Origin of the sequence: uncultured Adlercreutzia sp. (assembly GCA_910585575.1) — a bacterium.
Classification (GTDB): domain Bacteria; phylum Actinomycetota; class Coriobacteriia; order Coriobacteriales; family Eggerthellaceae; genus Adlercreutzia.
Map to the genome: position 1 here is coordinate 1 of CAJUFS010000048.1, position 19,931 is coordinate 19,931.

Genomic DNA, 19,931 nt, shown 5'->3' on the forward strand with positions numbered 1-19,931 from the left:
TCTACCTCGAGATGACCGACTCCGGCGTTATCGAGAAGACCTGCCTGGTCTACGGTCAGATGAACGAGCCTCCGGGAGCCCGTCTGCGCGTTGGCCTGGCCGGCCTGACGGAAGCCGAGTACTTCCGTGACCAGGGTCAGGACGTGTTGTTGTTCATCGACAACATCTTCCGCTTCACCCAGGCCGGTTCCGAGGTGTCCGCTCTGCTGGGCCGTATGCCCTCCGCTGTAGGCTACCAGCCTACGCTGGCTACCGAGATGGGCGACCTGCAGGAGCGCATCTGCTCCACGCAGACCGGTTCCATTACGTCGGTGCAGGCCGTGTACGTGCCCGCCGACGACCTGACCGACCCGGCCCCGGCTACCACGTTTACCCACCTGGATGCCAAGACGGTTCTGTCCCGCTCCATTGCCGAGCTGGGCATTTACCCCGCCGTGGATCCGCTGGAGTCCACCTCCCGCGCCCTCGATCCCGAGATCGTCGGCCAGGAGCACTACGACGTGGCCATGGGCGTGCAGCAGATTCTGCAGCAGTACAAGGACCTGCAGGACATCATCGCCATTCTGGGTATGGACGAGCTGTCCGAAGACCAGAAGCTGACGGTTAACCGCGCCCGTAAGGTGCAGAAGTTCCTGGGCCAGCCGTTCCACGTGGCCGAGGTGTTCACGGGCCTGCCCGGCGTGTACGTCAAGGTTGAGGACACCGTGCGCTCCTTCAAGGAGATCCTCGATGGCAAGTGCGACCACATTCCCGAGCAGTGCTTCGTGAACAAGGGCGCCATCGAGCAGGTCTACGAGGCCTACGACGCCATGCAGAAGGAAGGCAACTAATGGCTTCTCTGGGCTGCATGGTGGCTCTTCCCGATCGCGCTCTGTTCCAGGGCGAGATCACCTATGCCGGTATTCCCGGTGCCGATGGCTACTTCGGCGTACTGCCGGGCCACGAGCTGATGGTGTCCCTCAATCGCGAGGGCGGCGTCCTTACCCTGAAGCAGGGCGAGAACGATACCAAGCAGTTCCTGGTCATGGGCGGGGCCACGTCCGTGCTGGACGACAAGGTCACCGTGCTGGCGCGCTTCGGCACGGCCATCGAGGACATCGACGAGGCCGCGGTGCGTGCCGAGGCCGAGGAGTACCGCAAGGTTATTGCGGATCTTGAGCAGAAGAACGATCCGCAGGATCAGGCCACGCTCGTTACCAACCAGAAGAAGCTGGCTTGGTGCGAGGCGCAGCTGAACCAAGTAAGCGGCGCTGCCGCGTAAGGAAGTACGATTGGCTGCTAGCCTCCGGGCGCGCGGCAGGCCAAGAACTTCCGACCGCTTTGGTAAGGCGATTTCGGTCGCTTGCCACTGCTATGAACAGGGGACCCTCCGGGGTCCCCTTTCTTGTGCGCTTGGCGCGCGACGGGGCTGAGGCAGCGGGGGAGACCGGCGAAGTCTGTGGTACTATGGCGGGAACGTATTGGCTTGGGACCGCTGGGCGCTGGGGCGCACGGTGGGGCGAAGGCTTCGGGAAAGCGGGTGGGAATCCCGCGCTCTCCCAGGAACCGTGAGGCCGCAGCTGCCGCCTAGGGCGGGGCTTGTCGGCCGCAGTCGGAACACCGATCCCGTAAGAAGTCCTGGAAGTGAGACGCTGGTGAGCAACCAGTTCGGTATAGGCGCCTGGCATCCGGCCGTGGCGCTGGGCTATTTTGCAGCGGTGCTGGCCATTGGCTTTATTGTGGACAACCCGCTGTTTCAGATGCTGGCCACGCTCGGTGCTGCGGCGCTGTTGCTGATTCTTGATGGAGCAAAGGCTGCCCGGCTTGTGGCGGGTGCCCTGGGGCTGGCCGTAGTGGTGGCCCTGGTGAACCCCTTGTTCAATACACGCGGCGAGACGGTGCTGTTTACCTGGTGGGGCGAGCGGCCCTATACGTTGGAGGCGTTGGTGGCGGGCGTTTCGACTGCGCTGATGCTAGCGCAGACTCTGCTTTGGTTTGCCAGCTTGTCCTTGGTGCTGACGCCGGACAAGCTGATGGTGCTCTTCGGCCGCTGGGCCCCTTCGCTGACCCTGGTGCTGACCCTATCTTTGCGCTTGGTGACGTCCTTGCGACGTAAGGTGGCGCGGGTGGCACAAGCGCGCGCTGGTGTGGGCTTGGGGGGAGGCACCTCGTTGGGGCCGCGGGTTCGCGAAGGCGGGCTTGTGCTGGGCTCGGTAACGGCCGCGGCTTTTGAGGACGGAGTGACCACGGCAGATTCCATGAAAAGCCGCGGCTTTGGGCTGCCGGGGCGAACGCGCTATCAGGTGGTAAGGTTTCGCGGGACTGATGGGCTGCTGGCGGGCATTGTTGCGGTTCTGACGACGGTGGTGCTGGCAGCGGCGGCTTTGGGGGTCCTGGCGGTATCGTTCTTTCCTGGAGTGGTCTTTGCGCCGGCTGGTCCCCTGGCGGTGTGCGCGGGTGTTTGCTACGGGCTGTTGATCTGCACGCCGCTCGCGTGGCAAGGGGCGGAGGTGATCCGATGGCGCTCTATCGCATCGAGCATCTGACGTTTGCCTATCCAGCGACGGAGGCTGGTAGTGCGGCCGCTCTGCAGAACGTGACCTTCGAGATGCCTTCAGGATCCTTTACCGTGTTGGCAGGTGCGAGCGGCTGCGGGAAGACGACGTTGCTGCGGCTTATGAAGTCGGCTTTGGCGCCCCACGGAGCGCTTGAGGGTGGCGTCTTCTTCGACGGCCGTCCGCTCGGGGAGGTGCCAGCGCGCGAGCAAGCGGCACGCATCGGGTTCGTCATGCAAATCCCCGAGGCCCAGCTGGTGTCGACCACGGTGTGGCATGAGTTGGCCTTCGGCTTAGAGAACCTCGGCGTAGCGCCGGCCGAGATGCGGCTGCGCGTGGCCGAGATGGCCAGCTTCTTCGGTATCGAACCCTGGTTTCGCCGCTCGGTGGACGAGCTGTCGGGCGGTCAGAAGCAGCTACTGAACTTGGCAGCGGTCATGGCGATGCATCCGGATGTGCTGTTGCTCGATGAACCGACGGCGCAGCTGGATCCTATCGCGGCCTCCGATTTCCTGGGTGCGGTGGCGAAGGTCAATCGGGAGCTGGGCTGCACGGTGGTTATGGCCGAACACCGCCTGGACGAAGTGTTTCCGCTGGCCGACCAGGCGATTGTGCTGGATGAGGGGCAGCTGGTGGCTCAGGGCGAGCCGCGCCGAGTAACGCGCACGTTGTGGGAGCGGGGGAGCGCTTTGGCTCCGTCGCTGCCCGCGCCCGCGCAGGTGGCGCTGGGGGTGGAAGGCGACGATGGTCGGGAGCTTCCGCTGACGGTTCGCGAGGGACGGGGCTGGTTGAGGGACTGGCTATGTGAGCAGACGCGAAGCGTGGAAGGTGCTGCAATCACCTCGTCTGAAGACGTTTGTGGTGCTTTATCTGCGAGGGCTGCGAACAAAGCGGACATGGACGATAATCTCCGTCTATCTGCTCGCCAGGAAGCCGCTCAAGAGCACGGCACTGTATCTCCCGGCAATTCAGCTATGCTTGCTGGGGATATGAGGGCAGCTTCCGGCGAAGCAGCGCTCGAACTGCGCGATCTTTGGTTTCGCTACGACCGCGAGGAGAGAGATGTGTTGCGCGGGGCTTCGCTAACGGTGCCCGTGGGCTCGCTCTTCGCGCTGATGGGAGGCAATGGGGCCGGAAAGTCGACCTTGCTTCGGCTGGCGACAGGCTCGCTCCGCCCCTATCGCGGCAAGGTGCGCGTATTGGGCGCCAAGGTGGGCGGTCGCCGTGGCCGTGCGGTAGCAGGAGTTGCTCTTCTGCCGCAAGATCCCCGCAGTCTTTTCGCCCACGATACGGTGGCGCGAGAACTGGAGGAGATGCGACCGGTTTGGGAGGCCGCGAAGGCGTCGGCGAAGGCCGAGGGATCCACGGGGGATGTCTCCAAGGCGCCGTTGCCGCTCGGCGATAAAGCTCCCCGAGGGGCCTCAGGGGCGACGTCGGTGCCGAATGAGAAAGTTTCTTGGGAGGCGTATCGCCAGGCGGTTGCAGTCCAATGCGGCATCGAGAGCCTGATGGAGGCTCATCCCTTCGATTTGTCTGGCGGCGAGCAGCAGCGGGTGGCCCTGGCGAAGGTGCTCCTTGCTCGGCCGCGATTGCTGCTTTTGGACGAGCCGACGAAGAGCCTCGATGGTGCGCGCAAGGAATCGCTGGCAAAGCTTCTGCACTCATTGACGGCCCAGAGCATTACCGTGCTCATGGTGTCCCATGACGTGGAGTTTTGCGCTCGTCACGCCGATCGCGTGGCCCTGCTGTTCGATGGCGAAGTGGTTTCCGAGGGAGCTCCGCGGGGGTTCTTCGCCGCCAATAGCTTCTATACTACCGCGGCCAATCGCATGAGCCGCGGCCTGCTGCCTGACTGCATCACGGTAGACGACGTAGTGCGCGGCTGCAGCGAGGGGAGGGCTTCGTGAAAGCCGCGCTGGCAGGGGCGCTTGGGCTCTCGGTGCTTATTGTGACAGCGGGGGCGTGGCTGGGGCTCAACTACTATCTGATCAGCACTTTAGTGGTGCTTTGCGCCCTGGCGCCCTTCTTCGTCGATCTTGAACGGCGCAAGCCCGAAGCGCGAGAGCTCGTGGTGCTGGCAACGCTCATTGCCCTCGCCGTAATAGCCCGCGTGGCTTTCGCGCCCATTCCGCATTTCAAGCCCACCATGGCTATCGTAATGATTGCCGGCATGGCCTTCGGGGGCCGCACCGGGTTTTTGGTGGGAGCCGGCGCCATGCTGGTGAGCAACCTGCTATTCGGCCAGGGGCCGTGGACCCCCTGGCAGATGCTGGCGTTCGGTACGGGCGGTTTGGCGGCAGGGGTGGCAACGGATACCCTGGTACGGCGCGGGCTCGTCAAGCGAGGCGCCCTTACCTGGCGGCAGCGCCTCGCGCTAGCGGCGGGAGGATTTCTCCTGGTGGTGTGCGTAGCAGGCCCGCTGCTCGACACCTGTTCGCTCTTCATGATGATAACCGCCATAACCCCGGCCAGTGCCGCCGCCATCTACCTGGCGGGCCTGCCTGTCAACGTCATCCATGGCGCCGCCACGTTCCTGACGCTGCTGCTTCTAGCCAACCCGCTCCTACGCATCCTCAATCGCGTCCGCGTAAAGTACGGTCTGTTGGGGTAGCTGTGGATTTTGCCGCTGTGTCCGCGATGGGCCCATTGGTTCGGTTGCGCTTAGGTCACCGTGATACAATACTTTGCATTATTTGTAGCGAAGGAGGTCAGATGAGGCTCTGGGAGGATGCTAATAGGCGCCTGTATACCGACGAGCAGCTTCTTCGCCATGTGGCCCATTTCGGGTCTCTGGAAGCAGCCTTGGAGCAGGGTAATATTCGACTTGTCGCCGAATCTTCCCCAAAGGTGTCACGTGGTGCCAAGGGCCAGCGTCGTCGTCTTTCTGACTATTTGGAAGGGGAGTAGCGCGGTGGCGATAGATTTGCTCAAAGAGGCGTGCGCCGAACTTGAACAAGCGTGGCGCACTCTTGCGGCTGACCAGCGCACCTTCCTGCTCGATCGCTTCAAGGTGCGTTACTCCTTCAACTCCGGCAACATCGAGAACCCTGAGATCACCTATCACGATACGGCAGAAGTCTTCGATGAGAACGGCGTGTCGAACTTTACGGGCGATGTGCGTACCATTTACGAGATCAACAACCTCAAAAACGCATGGAAGTGGCTCGAGGACGCGTTGGTCGAAGGGGTTCCCCTCGATGAAGGGCTCGTTTTGGATGCTCACCGTGTGCTCACGCGCGGAACCTACGACGATGCGCGCTGGGCCAAGGGGGAACGGCCGGGGACCTTCAAGAAAGGCGACTACCGCGTGGCCGATGACGTGGGCGCTGCGCCGGAGGAGGTGTCCGCGCTCGTGGCGTCACTGCTTGACGAGGTCAACGAGGCGATGGCTGCCCCCGGTGCGGAGGGGAATGCCCTCACGATCGCCGCCTACCTTCACGCCGACCTTGTCGACATTCACCCCTTTGCAGATGGCAACGGTCGAACGGCTCGCCTACTTATGAATCTGGCGCTCATGCGCCTCGGTGCTCCGCCGTGCTCCATTAGCACCGATGATCGTCTGGCCTATTTCGGCGCTCTTGACGCCTATCATGACGAGGGCGACCTGGTTCCTTTTCGTCGGTTTTGCGAAGCTCAGCTGGTAAAGACCTGGGAATCCTTGCTCGTGCGCGAGGGCTTTGCCGAAATATCTGCTCCTCGGAAAACTCGGTTCGACACCATGAGCAAAGCCGAAATCAAACGAGATCGCCTGGCATCCAGAGGGGAGATGTGAGGCGATTGCCTTTAGTTCTTTGTGGATTCCAGCGACGTGGACCGCTTTGTCCCAACGCCACTCTCGCTTCAGCCTGCAATCCATGCAAAACTCACGGTTTGTTCGCACCTGGCGAGGGCGGCGGCTGGTATGATGGCTTGCGAAATAAACGGAGATTTGTCTGAGCCTGTTCGCATGTGAATCGCACCTCAATCGCACTGGAACCACATTCGATTCCCGCTCGCTTGGTCCGCCCCTGTGAGGGTCACTGGACCGATAGACACGAGAGACGCGCACGACCGGGTCGCCCTGGCTCCGTGCGCCGCAGCCTGAACGAAGGGGTTTAGCACGCATGGCATTCGTACACCTGCATAACCACACGGAATACTCTCTGCTCGACGGATTGACGCACATCAAAGACATGGTGCGTCGTGCCGCCGACCTCGACATGCCCGCCGTTGCCGTTACCGATCACGGCGTTATGTCCGGTATGGTGGAGCTCTCCGACGCCTGCGATGCCGTGGAGAAGGAAACCGGCAAGCGCGTGAAGCCCATCTTCGGCTGCGAGGTGTACTTCACCGTTGACGAGAGCCTGCGCAAGGACGTGAAGCCGAAGCTCTACCACTTGCTGCTGCTGGCCAAGACCAACGAGGGCTACCATAACCTGCTGAAGCTGGTCAGCGAGTCCCACGTGGACAACTTCTACTACAAGCCCCGCACCACCTTCTCCATGCTGCAGAAGTACGGCAAGGGCATCATCGGCTCCTCGGCCTGTATTGCCGGCGTTATCCCGAAGCTGCTCGACCAGGGCCGCTTCGATGACGCCGTGGAGTGGGCCAAGAAGTTCGCCAGCTGCTTTGAGCCCGGCGACTTCTACATCGAGCTGCAGAATCAGGGCATCCGCACCGACGCCGGCTTTACCCAGACCGAGCTCAACCATCAGCTGACGAAGGTGGCCCAGGCCGCCGGCTTGAAGACCATTGCCACCAACGACTTCCACTACCTACTGAAGGAAGACGCGGTGGCCCAGGACATCATGCTCTGCATCGGCACCGGCTCCACGGTGAACGAGACCAAGCGCATGAAGTTCGAGAACGACCAGTTCTACATGAAGACCGAAGAGGAAATGCGCGAGGCTATGCGCGATTTCCCCGAGGCCTGCGACAACACGGTGGAAGTGGCGGCCAAGTGCGACGTTACCCTGGAGCGCGAGCCCATTCTGCCAAAGTTCCCCCTGCCCGAGGGCGAGACCGAAGAATCGTGGTTTCGCAAGCGCGTGCAGGAGGGCCTGGAGAAGCGCTACGGCGTGCCCGTGCCCGAGCGCGAGCAGAAGCAGGCCGACTACGAGATGGGCATCATCATCCAACAGGGCTTCCCGGCCTACTTCCTTATCGTGCAGGAGTACATCGAGTGGGCGCGCTCCCAGGGCATCGGCGTGGGGCCCGGCCGCGGCTCGGCCGCCGGCGCCATCGTGGCCTACGCCATGGGCATCACCGACCTGGATCCCATGCCCAACGGCCTCATGTTCGAGCGCTTCCTGTCGCCCGAGCGCGTGGAGATGCCCGATATCGACGTCGACTTCGAGCAGGGGCGCCGCGAAGAGGTTATCAACCACATCAAGGACGTCTACGGCGAGGACCACGTGTCCCAGGTGATCACCTTCGGCACGCTGCAGGCTAAGAATGCCGTGCGCGACTCGGCGCGCGTGCTGGACTACCCCTACGGCGTGGGCGACCGCATCTGCAAGATGATCGGCGACGAGCTGGGTGTCACCATCGACAAGGCGCTCGACACCAATCCCGACCTCAAGAAGGCCTACGACACCGAAGAGGACGTGAAGCGCATCATCGACGCGGCGCGCTCCATCGAGGGCCACGTGCGCGGCGAGGGCGTGCACGCCTGCGCTACCATCATTTGCCGCGACCCCATGTCCGACCACGTGCCCATGAAGCGCGACACCAAGGGCGGCGGCATCATCACCCAGTACGACGGCCATTACACGCCGGACCTGGGCCTGCTCAAGATGGACTTCCTGGGTCTGCGCACCCTGGACGTGCTGTCCATTGCCTGCAAGAACATCGAGGAGCGCTTCGGCACGAAGATTATTCCCGAGGAAATCCCCACTGACGACGAGAAGGCCTTCCGCCTCATGCAGTCGGGCAACATGGACGGCCTGTTCCAGGTGGAGGGCGCGCTGTACGTGAGCCTTTTCAAACGCCTGCCTCCCAAGCAGTTCTCCGACGTCGTGGCTTCCATCGCCCTGAACCGCCCGGGCCCGCTCGAGTCCGGCATGGTGGAGGACTACATCAAGGCAGCGAAGAACCCGGCCGCCGTGCACTACTACGACGACCGCCTGCGGCCCATTCTGGAAGAGACCCACGGCACCATGGTCTACCAAGAGCAGATCATGCAGATCTCCATGGTCATGAGCGGCTTTTCCGCCGGCAAGTCCGACAAGCTGCGCAAGGCCATGGGTAAGAAGAAGCTGGACATCATGCGTCAGCTGCAGGCCGACTGGGATTCCGGTGCCGTGGAGAACGGCTATTCGCTCGAGGTGGCCCAGCAAATTTGGGCCGACGCCGAGAAGTTCGCGAAGTACGCCTTCAACAAATCGCACTCGGCCGCCTACGCCATCCTGGTGATGCGCACGGCCTGGCTGAAGGCCCATTATCCCCATGAGTTCATGGCCGCCGTGCTGACCAGTTACATGGGCAACACCGACCGCCTCATCCGCTACATTGCCAGCTGCAACAAGAACGGCACGCCGGTATTGCCGCCGGACATCAACGCCTCGCGCGCCGAGTTCACCCCCGTTGAGGAGGGTATTCGCTTCGGCCTGGTGGGCGTGCGCGGCGTGGGCAAGAACGTGGCCGACGAAATCATCGCCGAGCGCGAGGCCAACGGGCCCTTCACCTCGCTCCATGATTTCGTGAACCGCCTGGATTCGAAGTGCTACAACCGCAAGACGCTGGAATCACTCATCAAGGGCGGTGCCTTCGACTCCACGGGCTACACGCGCAAGCAGCTCATGTACTTCGTGGACGAGACGCCGCTTCTGGAAGGAGCCGCCAAGCGCCAGAAGGACCGCGACAACGGCCAGGTGTCCATGTTCGACATGTTCGCCGACGACGCTGACTCCGGCTTCCAGGAGGACGTGCCCGAGCCCGATGGCGTGGAATGGGACAAGCGCACCAAGCTGGCCTACGAGAAGGAGATCATGAAGATCTACGTCAGCGAGCACCCGCTGCAGCCCTACGAGGGCACGCTGGCGCGCCTGTCGAAGTTCACCATGGGCGACCTGTCCGAGCGCACGAAGGAAATTCGCAACGCGGTGTTCGTGGGTATGATCTCGAATGTGGTGGTGAAGCTGACGAAGCGCGGCACCAAGATGGCCACCTTCACCCTGGAGGACACCACGGGCTCCATCGAGTGCATCTGCTTCAAGTACGACGACTTCGCCGAGGTCATCCAGGAGGATGTCATCGCGAAGATCAAGGGCAAGTTCGAAAGCGGCGATCGCGGCAACCAGATTATGGCCTTCGAGCTGGAGGCGCTGGAGCTGAACGAGGAGGACGCGCGCCCGAGCCACTTGGAGCTGTCGGTGCCGTCCCGCGCCTTCGACCAGAATCGCTCGGCGGGGCTCAATCGCATCCTGCGCTCCTATCCGGGACGCGATGGGGTGGTGCTCATGGTGCAGCAGGCCGACGGCCGCAAGTTTCGCGCCGAGCTGCCCGTGTCGGTGGACGCCCAGTCGCCCATCCTGAAGGCCGAGATCCGCGACCTGTTCGGCCCCGAGGCCATGATTGCGTAGGGCGTTCCGTGCGCCCTGGCGGGACGCACGGACTGCTCGACGCTGCGAGGCTCTGGCGCATTTCATCTTCACCCTTGTTTCGCACACGGCGTTGGCGAAGCCAACTTGGTGCGAAGGCGGGCGAATCTGAAACGCGCCAGAGCCTCTCGCTGACTTTGCCACGACAAGTGAGGTTGAGAATGATGGCCGAAGAACTAATTCATCGCCCTACATTGGAGGAGCGGGCTGCTGAGTGCGCTCGCGAGGTGACGCTGTCGGCGACGGTGTCCTATAACGGGGCGCCTTTCGCCGGCTTTGCGAAGCAGCCGGGGCAGCTGACGGTGCAGGGCGAGCTGGAGCAGGCCTTGGCGCTGCTGTTCCGCCGTCCCGTGGACGTGGTGTGCGCCGGACGTACCGACGCCGGGGTGCATGCCCGCGGCCAGGTGGTGTCCTTCGAGGTGGATCGCGATGAGCTGCGCGGGCGTGCCCTGCGCACCCTGCGCAAGTCGCTTAACGCCCTGACCCACGACGACATGGTGGTGCGCGTGGTGGAAGAGCGGCCGCAGGGCTTCTCGGCCCGCTTCGATGCGGAGTGGCGCGAGTACAAGTATTTTCTGGCTACCGGGGAGACGCCGCCGGTGTTCACGGCGGCTACCTCGTGGTTCGTGGGGCCGAACTTGGATGTGGCCGCCATGGAGGCCGGCGCCCGGCACCTTATCGGCGAGCACGACTTCAAGAGCTTTTGCATGGCCGCCTCGGCTGTCGGCAAGCCCACGTGTCGTAACGTGAGTGAGATTTCGTTTGCGGCGGCCGATATTATGGGCGAGCCTCACCGCATCATCACGGTGCGCGGCAATGCGTTTCTGCACTCCATGGTGCGCACTATCGTGGGCACGCTGGTGATGGTGGGGCGCGGCCAGCGCACGCCGGACTGGGTGGCCGAGGTGCTGGCGGCGTGCGATCGCCAGGCGGCGGGGGAGAATGCCCCGGCCCAGGGTCTCGTGTTCTGGTCGGTGCACTACGGGGACGAGGCGTTGCCGCTGGGCTAGGGCCTCGGCGTCCCTTGGCGTCCTTCTGCTGTCGCAGGTCCTGGGCATTACGGGGTATACGATCACTTCGGAAGAGCCAGCATATACCACTACCTCTTGTTTATTTCCCCAGGGCAGTCGGCCGTGCTATGATGGCGACACGGTATTTTGCGCGGCCGCACAAGAGGCTGCGCGTCTCAGGCGCGAGGGCTGGCGCGCCATGAAGGGGGCTGCTATGGCGGACGAGCAGAAGTTGGCACCACTGGGATTCGGGTTTATGCGCTTGCCGCTGACAGACCCCGATGATCCCACCTCGATCGATATTGAGAAAACCTGCGAGCTGGTGGACGTGTTCATGGACGCGGGCTTCACCTATTTCGACTCGGCCCGCGGCTATCACGGGGGTAAGTCCGAGTGGGCGCTGAAGAAGGCCGTGGTGGAGCGCTATCCGCGCGACTCCTTCCAAATTGCCACGAAGCTGCCGGCCTGGTTGGCCAAAAACGCCGATCACGCCCGAGCCATGTTCGACAAATCGCTGCGCGAATGCGGTATCGATTACTTCGACTATTACTTGCTGCACAACTTGGGAGAGAGCCTGACGGCCTGTTTCGAGGAGTATGGCCTGTGGGAGTTCTGCGCTCAGATGAAGGCCGAGGGTAAGATCAAGAAGTTCGGCTTCTCAATTCACGATAACGCCGAAGAGCTGGAGAAAGTGCTCGATGCGCATCCCGAGGTTGATTTTGTGCAGTTGCAGATCAACTACGTCGACTGGGAAAGCGACATCATCCAGTCGCGCCGGTGCTACGAGGTGTGCCAAGAACGCGGCCTGCCTGTGGTCATTATGGAGCCGGTCAAGGGCGGTACGCTGGTGAAGCTGCCCGATGCGGTGGCCGACGTGCTACGCGAGGCCGAGCCGGGCGCGCCCTTGGCGTCGTGGGCGCTGCGCTTCGCAGGATCGCTGCCCAACGTTATCGCCGTGCTTTCCGGCATGAACACGCCGGCTATGGTGGGGGAGAACGCCGCCATTATGCGCGACTGTCCGCCCCTGACGCCGGACGAGTACAAGGTGATCGACCGAGCTCGCGAGGTGCTGACCAGCATGCCCGGCGTGCCTTGCACCGATTGCCGCTATTGCATGAAGGGTTGCCCCGAGGGCGTGCACATCAACACCATCATGCAGTCGCTCAACATCCATGACCAGATGGGCGATGCCTATCGCGCCCAGGAGAATTACAACTGGAACACCGGCGACGGCAAAGCCAGCGCCTGCATCCAGTGCGGCGCCTGCGAAACCGTGTGTCCCCAGCACATCCCCATCGTAACCGAACTCGAGCGCGCTGTAGAGCTGTTCGAGGAGTAGAAGAGCGCGAGACAGCCAGCTGAGACAGCCAACCGTCTGACTCGTCTCGTTGACGGTTGGCTGTCTCACGGGGGTAAACACGCTTGAAGGGGGCCGTTCTGCCGCCGACCCCCGTGTCGAGGGTGCTCAGGGGCATCTGCGCTATAATCTTCCCACTTATTTTCAGATTGTTTATTGGGGTGGGGCAAATGGGCCCCAAGAAGGAAAGGGAATTTATGGCAGGCAGTATGGAGAAGCGCGCTTCCTGGTCAGGTAAGTGGGCGTTTATTTTGGCGGCGGCCGCCTCGGCCGTGGGCTTGGGAAACATGTGGCGTTTCCCTTATTTGGCGGCAAAGTACGGCGGCGGCACCTTCCTTATTACCTATCTGGTGCTGGTGTTCACCTTCGGCGTTTCGCTGTTGTTGCTTGAGACGGCCCTCGGTCGCAAGACGGGCCAGTCCGCCATCGGCGCATTCAGCAGCTTCGGCAAAAAGTACACGTTCATCGGCGTGCTGGCCAGCGCGGTGCCGTTCATCATCACCCCTTATTACTGCATTATCGGCGGTTGGGTGACGAAGTACGCTGCATCGTATCTGGGCGTGGGCGCCGATGCGCTGGCTGATGGCGGCGGGTTCTTCACCAGCTTCATCACCAGCAACGTTGAAAGCTACGTGTGGATGCTCGTGTTCATGATTCTTGTGTTCGTAGTTGTGGGCCTGGGCGTCAAGGGTGGCATCGAGAAGGCCAACCTGTTCATGATGCCGGCGCTGATCATCATGGCCATCGCCATTGCCATCTACACCCTGACCATGCCGGGCGCTGTTGACGGCGCGCTGTACTACCTGACGCCGGACTTCAGCAAGTTCTCGCCTGAGCTGGTTATTTCCGCCCTGGGCCAGATGTTCTATAGCTTGTCGCTGGCCATGGGCATCATGATCACCTACGGCTCCTACATGCGCAAGCAGGACAGCCTCACGTCCTCGGTGGTGCGTATTGGCGGCTTCGATCTGGGCGTGTCGTTCCTGGCTGGTCTCATGATCGTGCCCGCCGCCTTCGTGGCCATGGGCTCGGGCGACGCCGTGGCTTCCGCCGCCGGTCCGTCGCTGATGTTCATCACGCTGCCCGGCGTGTTTGCCGATATGCAGGGCATGGCTGCCGTTATCGGCTTCGTTTTCTTCCTGCTGGTGCTGTTCGCAGCGCTGACCAGCGCCATCTCGCTGACGGAGACGCTGGTGTCCATCGTGCAGGACGGCGTGAAGTGCAGCCGCGGCAAGGCCCTGGGCATCATCATCGCCTTCGTGGTCATTGCGGGCTCCATCATCAACGCCGGCTACAACGGTCTGGCGTTCATCGAGCCGCTCGGCGAGGGCTCCAGCATGCTCGACTTCGCCGACTTCATCTCGAACTCAGTGCTCATGCCCATTGTGGCGCTGCTCACCTGCATCTTTGTGGGTTGGATCATCAAGCCGAAGGCCATCATCGACGAGGTGCGCATTTCGGCGCCGTTCAAGGCGGCCGGTGCTTGGACCATCATGATCAAGTACATCGCTCCGATTCTGGTCATCATCATCCTGGTGGCCTACGTGGCCGCTCAGTTCGGGTTCTTCAGCATGTAAAACGCGCTGGATTGGAATTCCATGGCGAAGGGCGTCCTTTGGGGCGCTCTTCGTTTGTTTTGCGGTAGGATAGTCACTTACTGAAACGTTTCGAGTTAAAGGATTCTCATGGCTCTTTCCATTGGTATCGTGGGGCTGCCCAATGTGGGCAAATCCACGCTGTTCACGGCTATGACCAACAAAGGCGGCCTGGCGGCCAACTATCCCTTTGCCACCATCGAGCCCAATGTGGGCATTGTGCCCGTGCCCGATGATCGTCTGGATGCCCTGGCGGAAATCGACCACCCGGCAAAGATTGTGCCCGCCACGGTGGAGTTCGTGGATATTGCCGGTTTGGTGGCCGGCGCCTCCCAAGGCGAGGGCCTGGGCAATCAGTTCCTGGCCAACATTCGCGAGACCGATGCCATTGCGGAAGTGGTGCGCTTCTTCGGCGACCCGGATGTCACCCATGTGGCCGGCAAGGTAGACCCGCTCTCCGATGTGGACACCATCAAGACCGAGCTTATCCTGGCCGACATTGCCACGGTGGAGAAGGCCATTCCCCGTCTGGAGAAAGAGGCCAAGCGCGACAAGGCCGGCGTGGCCAAACTGGAGGCGGCCAAGAAGGTGCTGGCGGGCCTCAACGAGGGTCATCGCGCCCGCACGCTGGGTCTTTCCGACGACGAGGTGGAGGCCATCTACGAGCTGCATCTGCTGACCATGAAGCCCATGCTCTACATTGCCAACGTTGACGAAGACGCCGTGTCCGCCGAGCTGCCGGAAATCGACGGCTGCACGCCCGTGCCCATCTCGGCCAAGGTGGAGGCCGACATCGCCGAGCTGGCCGAAATGGACCCGGCTGAGGCCAAGGAGTACATGGAGGCCCTGGGGTTGGGCGAGAGCGGTCTGGCGCGCCTCATTCGCGAGGCCTACGCGCTGCTGGGCTTGCAAAGCTACTTCACCAGCGGTGAGACCGAGACCCGCGCCTGGACCATTCCCGTGGGCGCTAAGGCCCCGCAGGCTGCTGGCGTCATCCACACCGACTTCGAGCGCGGTTTCATTAAGGCCGAAACGGCCAGCTTCGAGGATTACGTGGCCCTGGGAGGCGAAAAAGGCTGCCGCGAAGCGGGGAAGCTGCGCCAGGAAGGCAAAGACTACGTTGTCCAGGATGGCGATATCCTGCACTTCAAGTTTAACGTGTAGCACGTGGGAGATGAGCGCGCCCCTCTTGAACGAGGGGCGCTTTCTATTGAAGGAAGCGATTAGGGCGTAGGGAAAAGAGGCGATACCGACGGCTCAGGCGGCAGATCAAGAGCAGAAGCAGAAAGACACCATTTGGAGCGTGCCCTTTGTGGTGCTCATGGCGGTGAATTTCTTTCAGTCCATGGCGGCGTTCATGGCCAATGCCACGCTTCCGGTGTTCGCCGACTCCCTGGGCGCTTCGGCTTCCATGGTGGGCGTGGTGGTGAGCACCTTCACGCTTTCGGCGTTGCTGGTGCGCCCCTTTGCGGGACCGGCGTTCGACAGCTTCTCGCGCAAGAAGTTGTTGTTGGGCGCTCAGGGCATTATCTGCCTGTCTTTGTTTCTCTACGGCGTGGTGGACGATTTGGGTGCGCTGTGCGCGGTGCGTTTGCTGCACGGTGTGGGCATTGGCTGCGGTGGTCCTCTGGCCATGTCGCTGGTGTCGGAATTCCTGCCGGCGAACAAGTTTGCCAGCGGTATTAGCATCTACGCGCTGGCCCAGTCTTTTGCCCAGGTCATCGGTCCTGCTACGGGGCTCTATCTCGTGAATTTCGTGGGCTTTTCGGCGGCGTATTTCCTGGCGGCCGCGCTTCTGCTGGTGGCCATGGGCGGTATCTTCCTCATTCGCGAGCCCTATCGCGAGCATTTGCCCTATCAGCTGAAGCTATCGCGCATGTTCGCCCGTGAGGCTGTCAGCAAGGCCGCGGCCCTTATGCTGTTGGGAACCTCCTTTTCGTGCATGGCCTCCTACGTGGTGCTGTACGGCTACGAACGGGGCGTGGCCGATATGGGCATCTTCTTCATTGTATATGCGCTGTGCCTGGTGGTAACGCGGCCGGTGTTCGGCACCATGGCCGATCGTGTGGGGACGCCGAAGGTGCTCGTGCTGGGCGTGGTGTGCTTTGCGGTGTCCTACGGGCTGCTGTCCCAGGCGCATGATCTGGGGGGCTTCCTAGCGGCGGCTGTCTTCGGTTCGGCAGGGTTCGGCTGCTGCGCGCCGCTGCTCCAGTCCATGGGGCTCGCCTCGGTGTCGGTGGAGCATCGCGGCGCGGCCAGCAACACCATGTTCACGGGGCTTGATCTGGGCACGATGGCCGGTCCTCTGATAGGGGGTGCGGTGGTGGAGTCCCTGGCGCTTTCCCTGGGGTCGCAGGTGTCGGCTTACAGCTCGATGTGGCTCATCATGCTGGTGCCGGCCATGGGAACCCTGGCCATTGCCCTGTTCTGGTGTTTCCGCCGCGCGAAAGGCTAGGGAGCGCAATGGGCGTGCTTTGGGTTGGCCTGGGTGGCTTCGTCGGTGCGGTGCTGCGCTACCTGATAGGCCTGGCGGTGCCGGTGGGCGAGGGGACGTTCCCCGTGGCCACCTTTGCCGTGAACCTGGTGGGCTCGTTTGCCATCGGGTTTATTGTGGGAGCGGTGGAGGCGCGTCCTGGCGCCCTTTCCTCGGAGATGGTGCTGTTCTTGAAGACCGGCGTCTGCGGCGGGTTTACCACGTTCTCCACCTTTTCCTTGGAGACGCTTCAGCTTTTCGAGCGCGGTGCGTGGGCGCTTGGCGGTGCCTATGCCGCGGCAAGTCTTGCGTGTTGCGTAGTGGGAGTGCTTTTGGGTCGCTGCGCGGCGTTGCGCCTGCTGGGGGAGTAGATTAAGATAGCGGCGGAAACTACGTGCGAAGGAGGCTTTTATGGCGAATTACGAGGAGCGCGGCGCGGGCCGCGACGGGCGGGGTCAGCGAGGCGGTCGCGAGGGCCGCGGTGGGCGTGATCGCCGCGAAGAGCGCCGCCCGAGCCGCGAGGAGCAGCGTGAGCAGCGGCGAGCCGAGGCGGTACGCCATAACGGCCTGATGAAGGCGGCCTTTGCCGCCGAGACGGCGGAAACCGTGGAGAATGCGGTAATCTATGAGGAAGGGGAGGGCCGCGAGCTGCCGCTGCCCGAGCCTACGGCCGAGGCTACGGAAACCTTAGTGGTAACTTCCTTCGCTCCCGAGGCGCTTTATCGCGACGGTAAAGGGAAGTGCGCGGTGGTGGACCCCGCGAACTTCACGCGCCCTGGTGGCGCCTACGAGGATGGCGCCTTTGGCCCCGAGCAGATTCTGTGCTCCGAGAGCAACCTGTACCCAGTGCTGCAGGGTGTGGCCGACGAGTACCACCGCAAGAACAAGGACTACCGTCGCGGCTCGCTGTTCACTGATCGCGCGCTGTGGCTGCCTGAGGTGCTGTTCTCCCGTTCGGGCGACGTGCGTCGAGCCGGCGTGATTGCGGTGGCCGAACCGGTGCGGGCCTTCGCGCTGGAAAACCATCGTCCCGAGGCCGAGGTGGAACGCGCCCTGCGCGATCGTATCGAGACGCTGCTGCGCATTGCCGCGGCCAACGAGGTGGAAACGCTCATCGTGGGCGCTTTCGGGTGCGGGCGCAACGGCTACGAGCCCGATCAGGTCATTGCGCTGTTCCAGGCGTGGTTCGCCGAGCATCCGGGTGCGGTGCCTCGCGTGGTGTTCGCCGTGCCCCGCGCCCAGTTCGACGCCTTCGATGCTGCCTTCGGCCAGCCGAAGGTCGAAGAGGTTGCGGTGGCAGCCGAGGAAGAGCCCGACGAGGAGCGCGAGGACTGGCGCGACATCGAGCTGCCCGAGGGTATTACGCTGCGATAGGTTGATCGGGCGCTTTAGCCTTCCGTAGGAATAAGCGACGCTGCGGGCGGCATCTCCGCAGCGTCGATGACCTTAGCCTGGTAGGTGGCCTGTAGGGCCAGCCAAAACTCGGTGGTGGTGCCCAGCGCCTCTCCCAGAAGACGCGCCATTTCCGGAGTGATGGCGCGGCGCCCGTGTATGACGTCCGACACGGCAGACTGCGGCTTCCCGATGGCTTGCGCCAACTTGTACTGCGAAATGCCCAGGGGCTCCAGGAATTCCTCTTTGAGGATTTCTCCGGGGCTGGATGCCATGTTAGTGGTAGTCAACGAGCTCAACTCCTATTACTCCGTAGCGCGTCCACTTGAAGCACAGGCGCCACCGCTGGTTAACCCGAATGCTGTGCTGCCCTTCGCGATCGCCCAGCAAAGCTTCTAATCGGTTACCTGGTGGAACTCGCAGATCGTTGAGGGATCCCGAGGTTTCGGCAGCATCCAAAAGCTGGAGCTTTCGATACAGGACGCGGTAAAGGTTTGCGGGAATGCGCTTTTGGCGGTAACGGGCCGGGTCAATCCAGAAAGCTTGCAGGTCACGGTCTTTGAATTGCACGGTACCTCCAAATGCTTCCGCAAAACAGAATACTACCGAAAAACAGAAGTAATGTCAAATGATTGTTGTACTATAATGCAACGAATAGTAAGTCATATTGCATAAAAGTGCAACAAAGGAGAGGTTGTGAAAGAAGACGGCATTGTCGACTGGGAGGCATTCGGCGTTCTTTTGAAAGCTGCTCGGTTGAGTCAAGGTTTTCGCCGAGGTGCGGCTTTGTGCGAAGCAGTGAGGGAGAAGGTGGGAATGCGCATCTCCGAGAGAACAATTTATGCCCTTGAGGAGGGAAGCCGAACCCCTTCGACTGATGTGTTCATCGCGCTGCAGCAGGTTCTTCCCGAATTGCGCGACCCAGAGTTTTTGAGGCCGCTTTTTCGAGGCAGCAACATCAAAATAGCCATTGTTGAATTCTAGGAGTCACGCTGTGATGACCGATTTCGAGAATCGTCTTGCCCCGGATACCGATATCGTTGGGCCGGGGCAGCGTTCGGCGGTGGAGCCGCTGGAGGTGTTCCTGTCCCGTGAGCCGCGTTTCGCGGTGGCCTTTTCCGGGGGCTGCGACTCGTCACTGCTGCTGGCGGCCGCTAAGTTGGCCGGCAATGAGGTGCGCGCTTATCTGGTGAAGACGGCCTTCCAGCCGGCGTTCGAGCTGGAAGATGCCCGGCGGGTTGTGGACGCGCTGGGGGTGCCGCTGACGGTAATCGAGGCCGATGTGTTGACCGAAGAGGCCATTTGCGCGAATCCGCCCGACCGCTGCTGCTTGTGCAAAGCCTTCATCTTCCGAACCATTCGCAAGGCGGCCACGGCCGACGGCTTCACCGTACTCGTTGACGGCACCAACGCCACCGACGATCCCGAGCGGCGCCCTGGCTTTGCGGCTCTCGATGAGGCAGGCGTCGTTTCGCCCCTGCGCCGAGCCGGGCTCACCAAAGCCAACGTGCGTGCGGTGCTGACCCAACTGGAAGGATCGTTCGGCTTGGAACCCGGGGCCCTCATGTCCGCCAAGCCCAGCTTCCCTTGCCTGGCGGTCTACGTCCCCGAAGGGGAGCGCATTGACGGGGCGTCGTTGGAGACGGCGGCGCGAGTGCGAGGGCTCTGTTAAATCTTGACGCTCGGGAGCACCGTCCTGCCTGGGTGGTGCTCCTTTTGCTATCATGGAACGGTTAACTTTCCGACAGCGGAACGGTTCAGCTTGGCAGCTTCAGCGCTGCGGCCGAAGCGTCCCGAGAGAAGGAGCCCGTTTCCATGACGCAGCATCTTTCCGAGGCCGATGTGCGCGGCATTGCCGAGTACACGCGCATAGGTCTCACGGCCGAGGAAGTGGTCACCATGACCGCCGATCTCAACGCCATTATCGACAGCCTGGCGCCCATCACCGAGTTCGACCTCGACGGCGTCGAGCCCACCTTCCATCCCATCG

19 protein-coding genes and 1 riboswitch are annotated in these 19,931 nt (G+C 62.3%); of the genes, 17 read left to right on the forward strand and 2 right to left on the reverse strand.

From position 1 onward, the window contains the following. The 14 genes from atpD to QZ307_RS07590 all read left to right on the forward strand — a co-directional run. A partial coding sequence (gene atpD, locus QZ307_RS07525) for a F0F1 ATP synthase subunit beta (protein WP_295998048.1) occupies positions 1-830 on the forward strand: 830 nt, incomplete at its 5' end. After that, positions 830-1,261, forward strand: a complete 432-nt coding sequence (locus QZ307_RS07530) for a F0F1 ATP synthase subunit epsilon (RefSeq protein ID WP_295998055.1) — start codon at positions 830-832, stop codon at positions 1,259-1,261. The genes atpD and QZ307_RS07530, both read left to right, overlap by 1 nt. Positions 1,262-1,507: 246 nt before the next feature. After that, a riboswitch (cobalamin riboswitch) is annotated at positions 1,508-1,602 on the forward strand. A 32-nt stretch (positions 1,603-1,634) separates the two neighbouring features. Continuing rightward, positions 1,635-2,525 (forward strand): energy-coupling factor transporter transmembrane component T, encoded by an 891-nt coding sequence (locus tag QZ307_RS07535; RefSeq protein ID WP_295998068.1) that lies wholly within the window; start codon positions 1,635-1,637, stop codon positions 2,523-2,525. After that, the gene (locus tag QZ307_RS07540) at positions 2,498-4,441 is read left to right on the forward strand and encodes an ABC transporter ATP-binding protein (RefSeq protein WP_295998071.1); all 1,944 of its coding nucleotides are present in this window, start codon (positions 2,498-2,500) and stop codon (positions 4,439-4,441) included. The genes QZ307_RS07535 and QZ307_RS07540 overlap by 28 nt, the downstream gene beginning before the upstream one ends. Then, positions 4,438-5,145, forward strand: a complete 708-nt coding sequence (locus tag QZ307_RS07545; protein ID WP_295998074.1) for an ECF transporter S component — start codon at positions 4,438-4,440, stop codon at positions 5,143-5,145. The genes QZ307_RS07540 and QZ307_RS07545 overlap by 4 nt, the downstream gene beginning before the upstream one ends. A 159-nt stretch (positions 5,146-5,304) precedes the next feature. Further along, a complete protein-coding gene (locus tag QZ307_RS07550; RefSeq protein ID WP_295998076.1) occupies positions 5,305-6,306 on the forward strand; it encodes a Fic family protein in 1,002 nt (333 codons plus the stop codon). A 331-nt stretch (positions 6,307-6,637) separates the two neighbouring features. Further along, positions 6,638-10,096: a DNA polymerase III subunit alpha gene (dnaE, locus tag QZ307_RS07555; protein ID WP_295998080.1), complete on the forward strand. Its 3,459-nt coding sequence runs from the start codon at positions 6,638-6,640 to the stop codon at positions 10,094-10,096. Between the two features lie 182 nt (positions 10,097-10,278). Beyond that, positions 10,279-11,124, forward strand: coding sequence for a tRNA pseudouridine(38-40) synthase TruA (gene truA / locus QZ307_RS07560; protein WP_295998083.1), 846 nt, complete (start codon positions 10,279-10,281; stop codon positions 11,122-11,124). 214 nt (positions 11,125-11,338) lie between these two features. Next, entirely contained in the window at positions 11,339-12,463 is a 1,125-nt protein-coding gene (locus QZ307_RS07565) for an aldo/keto reductase (RefSeq protein WP_295998086.1), read from the forward strand. Positions 12,464-12,678: 215 nt separating this feature from the next. After that, the gene (locus QZ307_RS07570; RefSeq protein ID WP_295998089.1) at positions 12,679-14,058 is read left to right on the forward strand and encodes a sodium-dependent transporter; all 1,380 of its coding nucleotides are present in this window, start codon (positions 12,679-12,681) and stop codon (positions 14,056-14,058) included. 108 nt (positions 14,059-14,166) lie between these two features. After that, on the forward strand, positions 14,167-15,240 hold the full coding sequence (gene ychF, locus QZ307_RS07575) for a redox-regulated ATPase YchF (protein ID WP_295998092.1): 1,074 nt from the start codon (positions 14,167-14,169) through the stop codon (positions 15,238-15,240). An 82-nt stretch (positions 15,241-15,322) separates the two neighbouring features. Continuing rightward, the gene (locus QZ307_RS07580; RefSeq protein ID WP_366143056.1) at positions 15,323-16,531 is read left to right on the forward strand and encodes an MFS transporter; all 1,209 of its coding nucleotides are present in this window, start codon (positions 15,323-15,325) and stop codon (positions 16,529-16,531) included. An 8-nt stretch (positions 16,532-16,539) separates the two neighbouring features. Then, complete coding sequence (crcB, locus tag QZ307_RS07585; RefSeq protein ID WP_295998096.1) at positions 16,540-16,920, forward strand: fluoride efflux transporter CrcB; 381 nt, start codon at positions 16,540-16,542, stop codon at positions 16,918-16,920. Positions 16,921-17,155: 235 nt separating this feature from the next. After that, positions 17,156-17,923 (forward strand): TIGR02452 family protein, encoded by a 768-nt coding sequence (locus tag QZ307_RS07590; protein WP_366143057.1) that lies wholly within the window; start codon positions 17,156-17,158, stop codon positions 17,921-17,923. 14 nt (positions 17,924-17,937) lie between these two features. Here QZ307_RS07590 and QZ307_RS07595 read toward each other — a convergent pair whose 3' ends face one another. Further along, complete coding sequence (locus QZ307_RS07595; protein WP_295998102.1) at positions 17,938-18,231, reverse strand: HigA family addiction module antitoxin; 294 nt, start codon at positions 18,229-18,231, stop codon at positions 17,938-17,940. Continuing rightward, entirely contained in the window at positions 18,218-18,511 is a 294-nt protein-coding gene (locus tag QZ307_RS07600; RefSeq protein WP_295998105.1) for a type II toxin-antitoxin system RelE/ParE family toxin, read from the reverse strand. Before QZ307_RS07600 ends, QZ307_RS07595 begins: the two co-directional genes overlap by 14 nt. A 126-nt stretch (positions 18,512-18,637) precedes the next feature. Here QZ307_RS07600 and QZ307_RS07605 point away from each other — a divergent pair, with 126 nt between their 5' ends. From QZ307_RS07605 to QZ307_RS07615, 3 genes are all read left to right on the forward strand, one after another. Continuing rightward, positions 18,638-18,925: a helix-turn-helix transcriptional regulator gene (locus tag QZ307_RS07605; protein WP_295998108.1), complete on the forward strand. Its 288-nt coding sequence runs from the start codon at positions 18,638-18,640 to the stop codon at positions 18,923-18,925. A 13-nt stretch (positions 18,926-18,938) separates the two neighbouring features. Continuing rightward, positions 18,939-19,613 carry a 7-cyano-7-deazaguanine synthase gene (locus tag QZ307_RS07610; RefSeq protein WP_295998113.1) on the forward strand — a complete coding sequence of 225 codons (675 nt, stop codon included), beginning with the start codon at positions 18,939-18,941 and terminating at the stop codon, positions 19,611-19,613. 143 nt (positions 19,614-19,756) lie between these two features. Next, positions 19,757-19,931: Asp-tRNA(Asn)/Glu-tRNA(Gln) amidotransferase subunit GatC (locus QZ307_RS07615; RefSeq protein ID WP_295998119.1), on the forward strand; the 175-nt coding region annotated here is incomplete at its 3' end.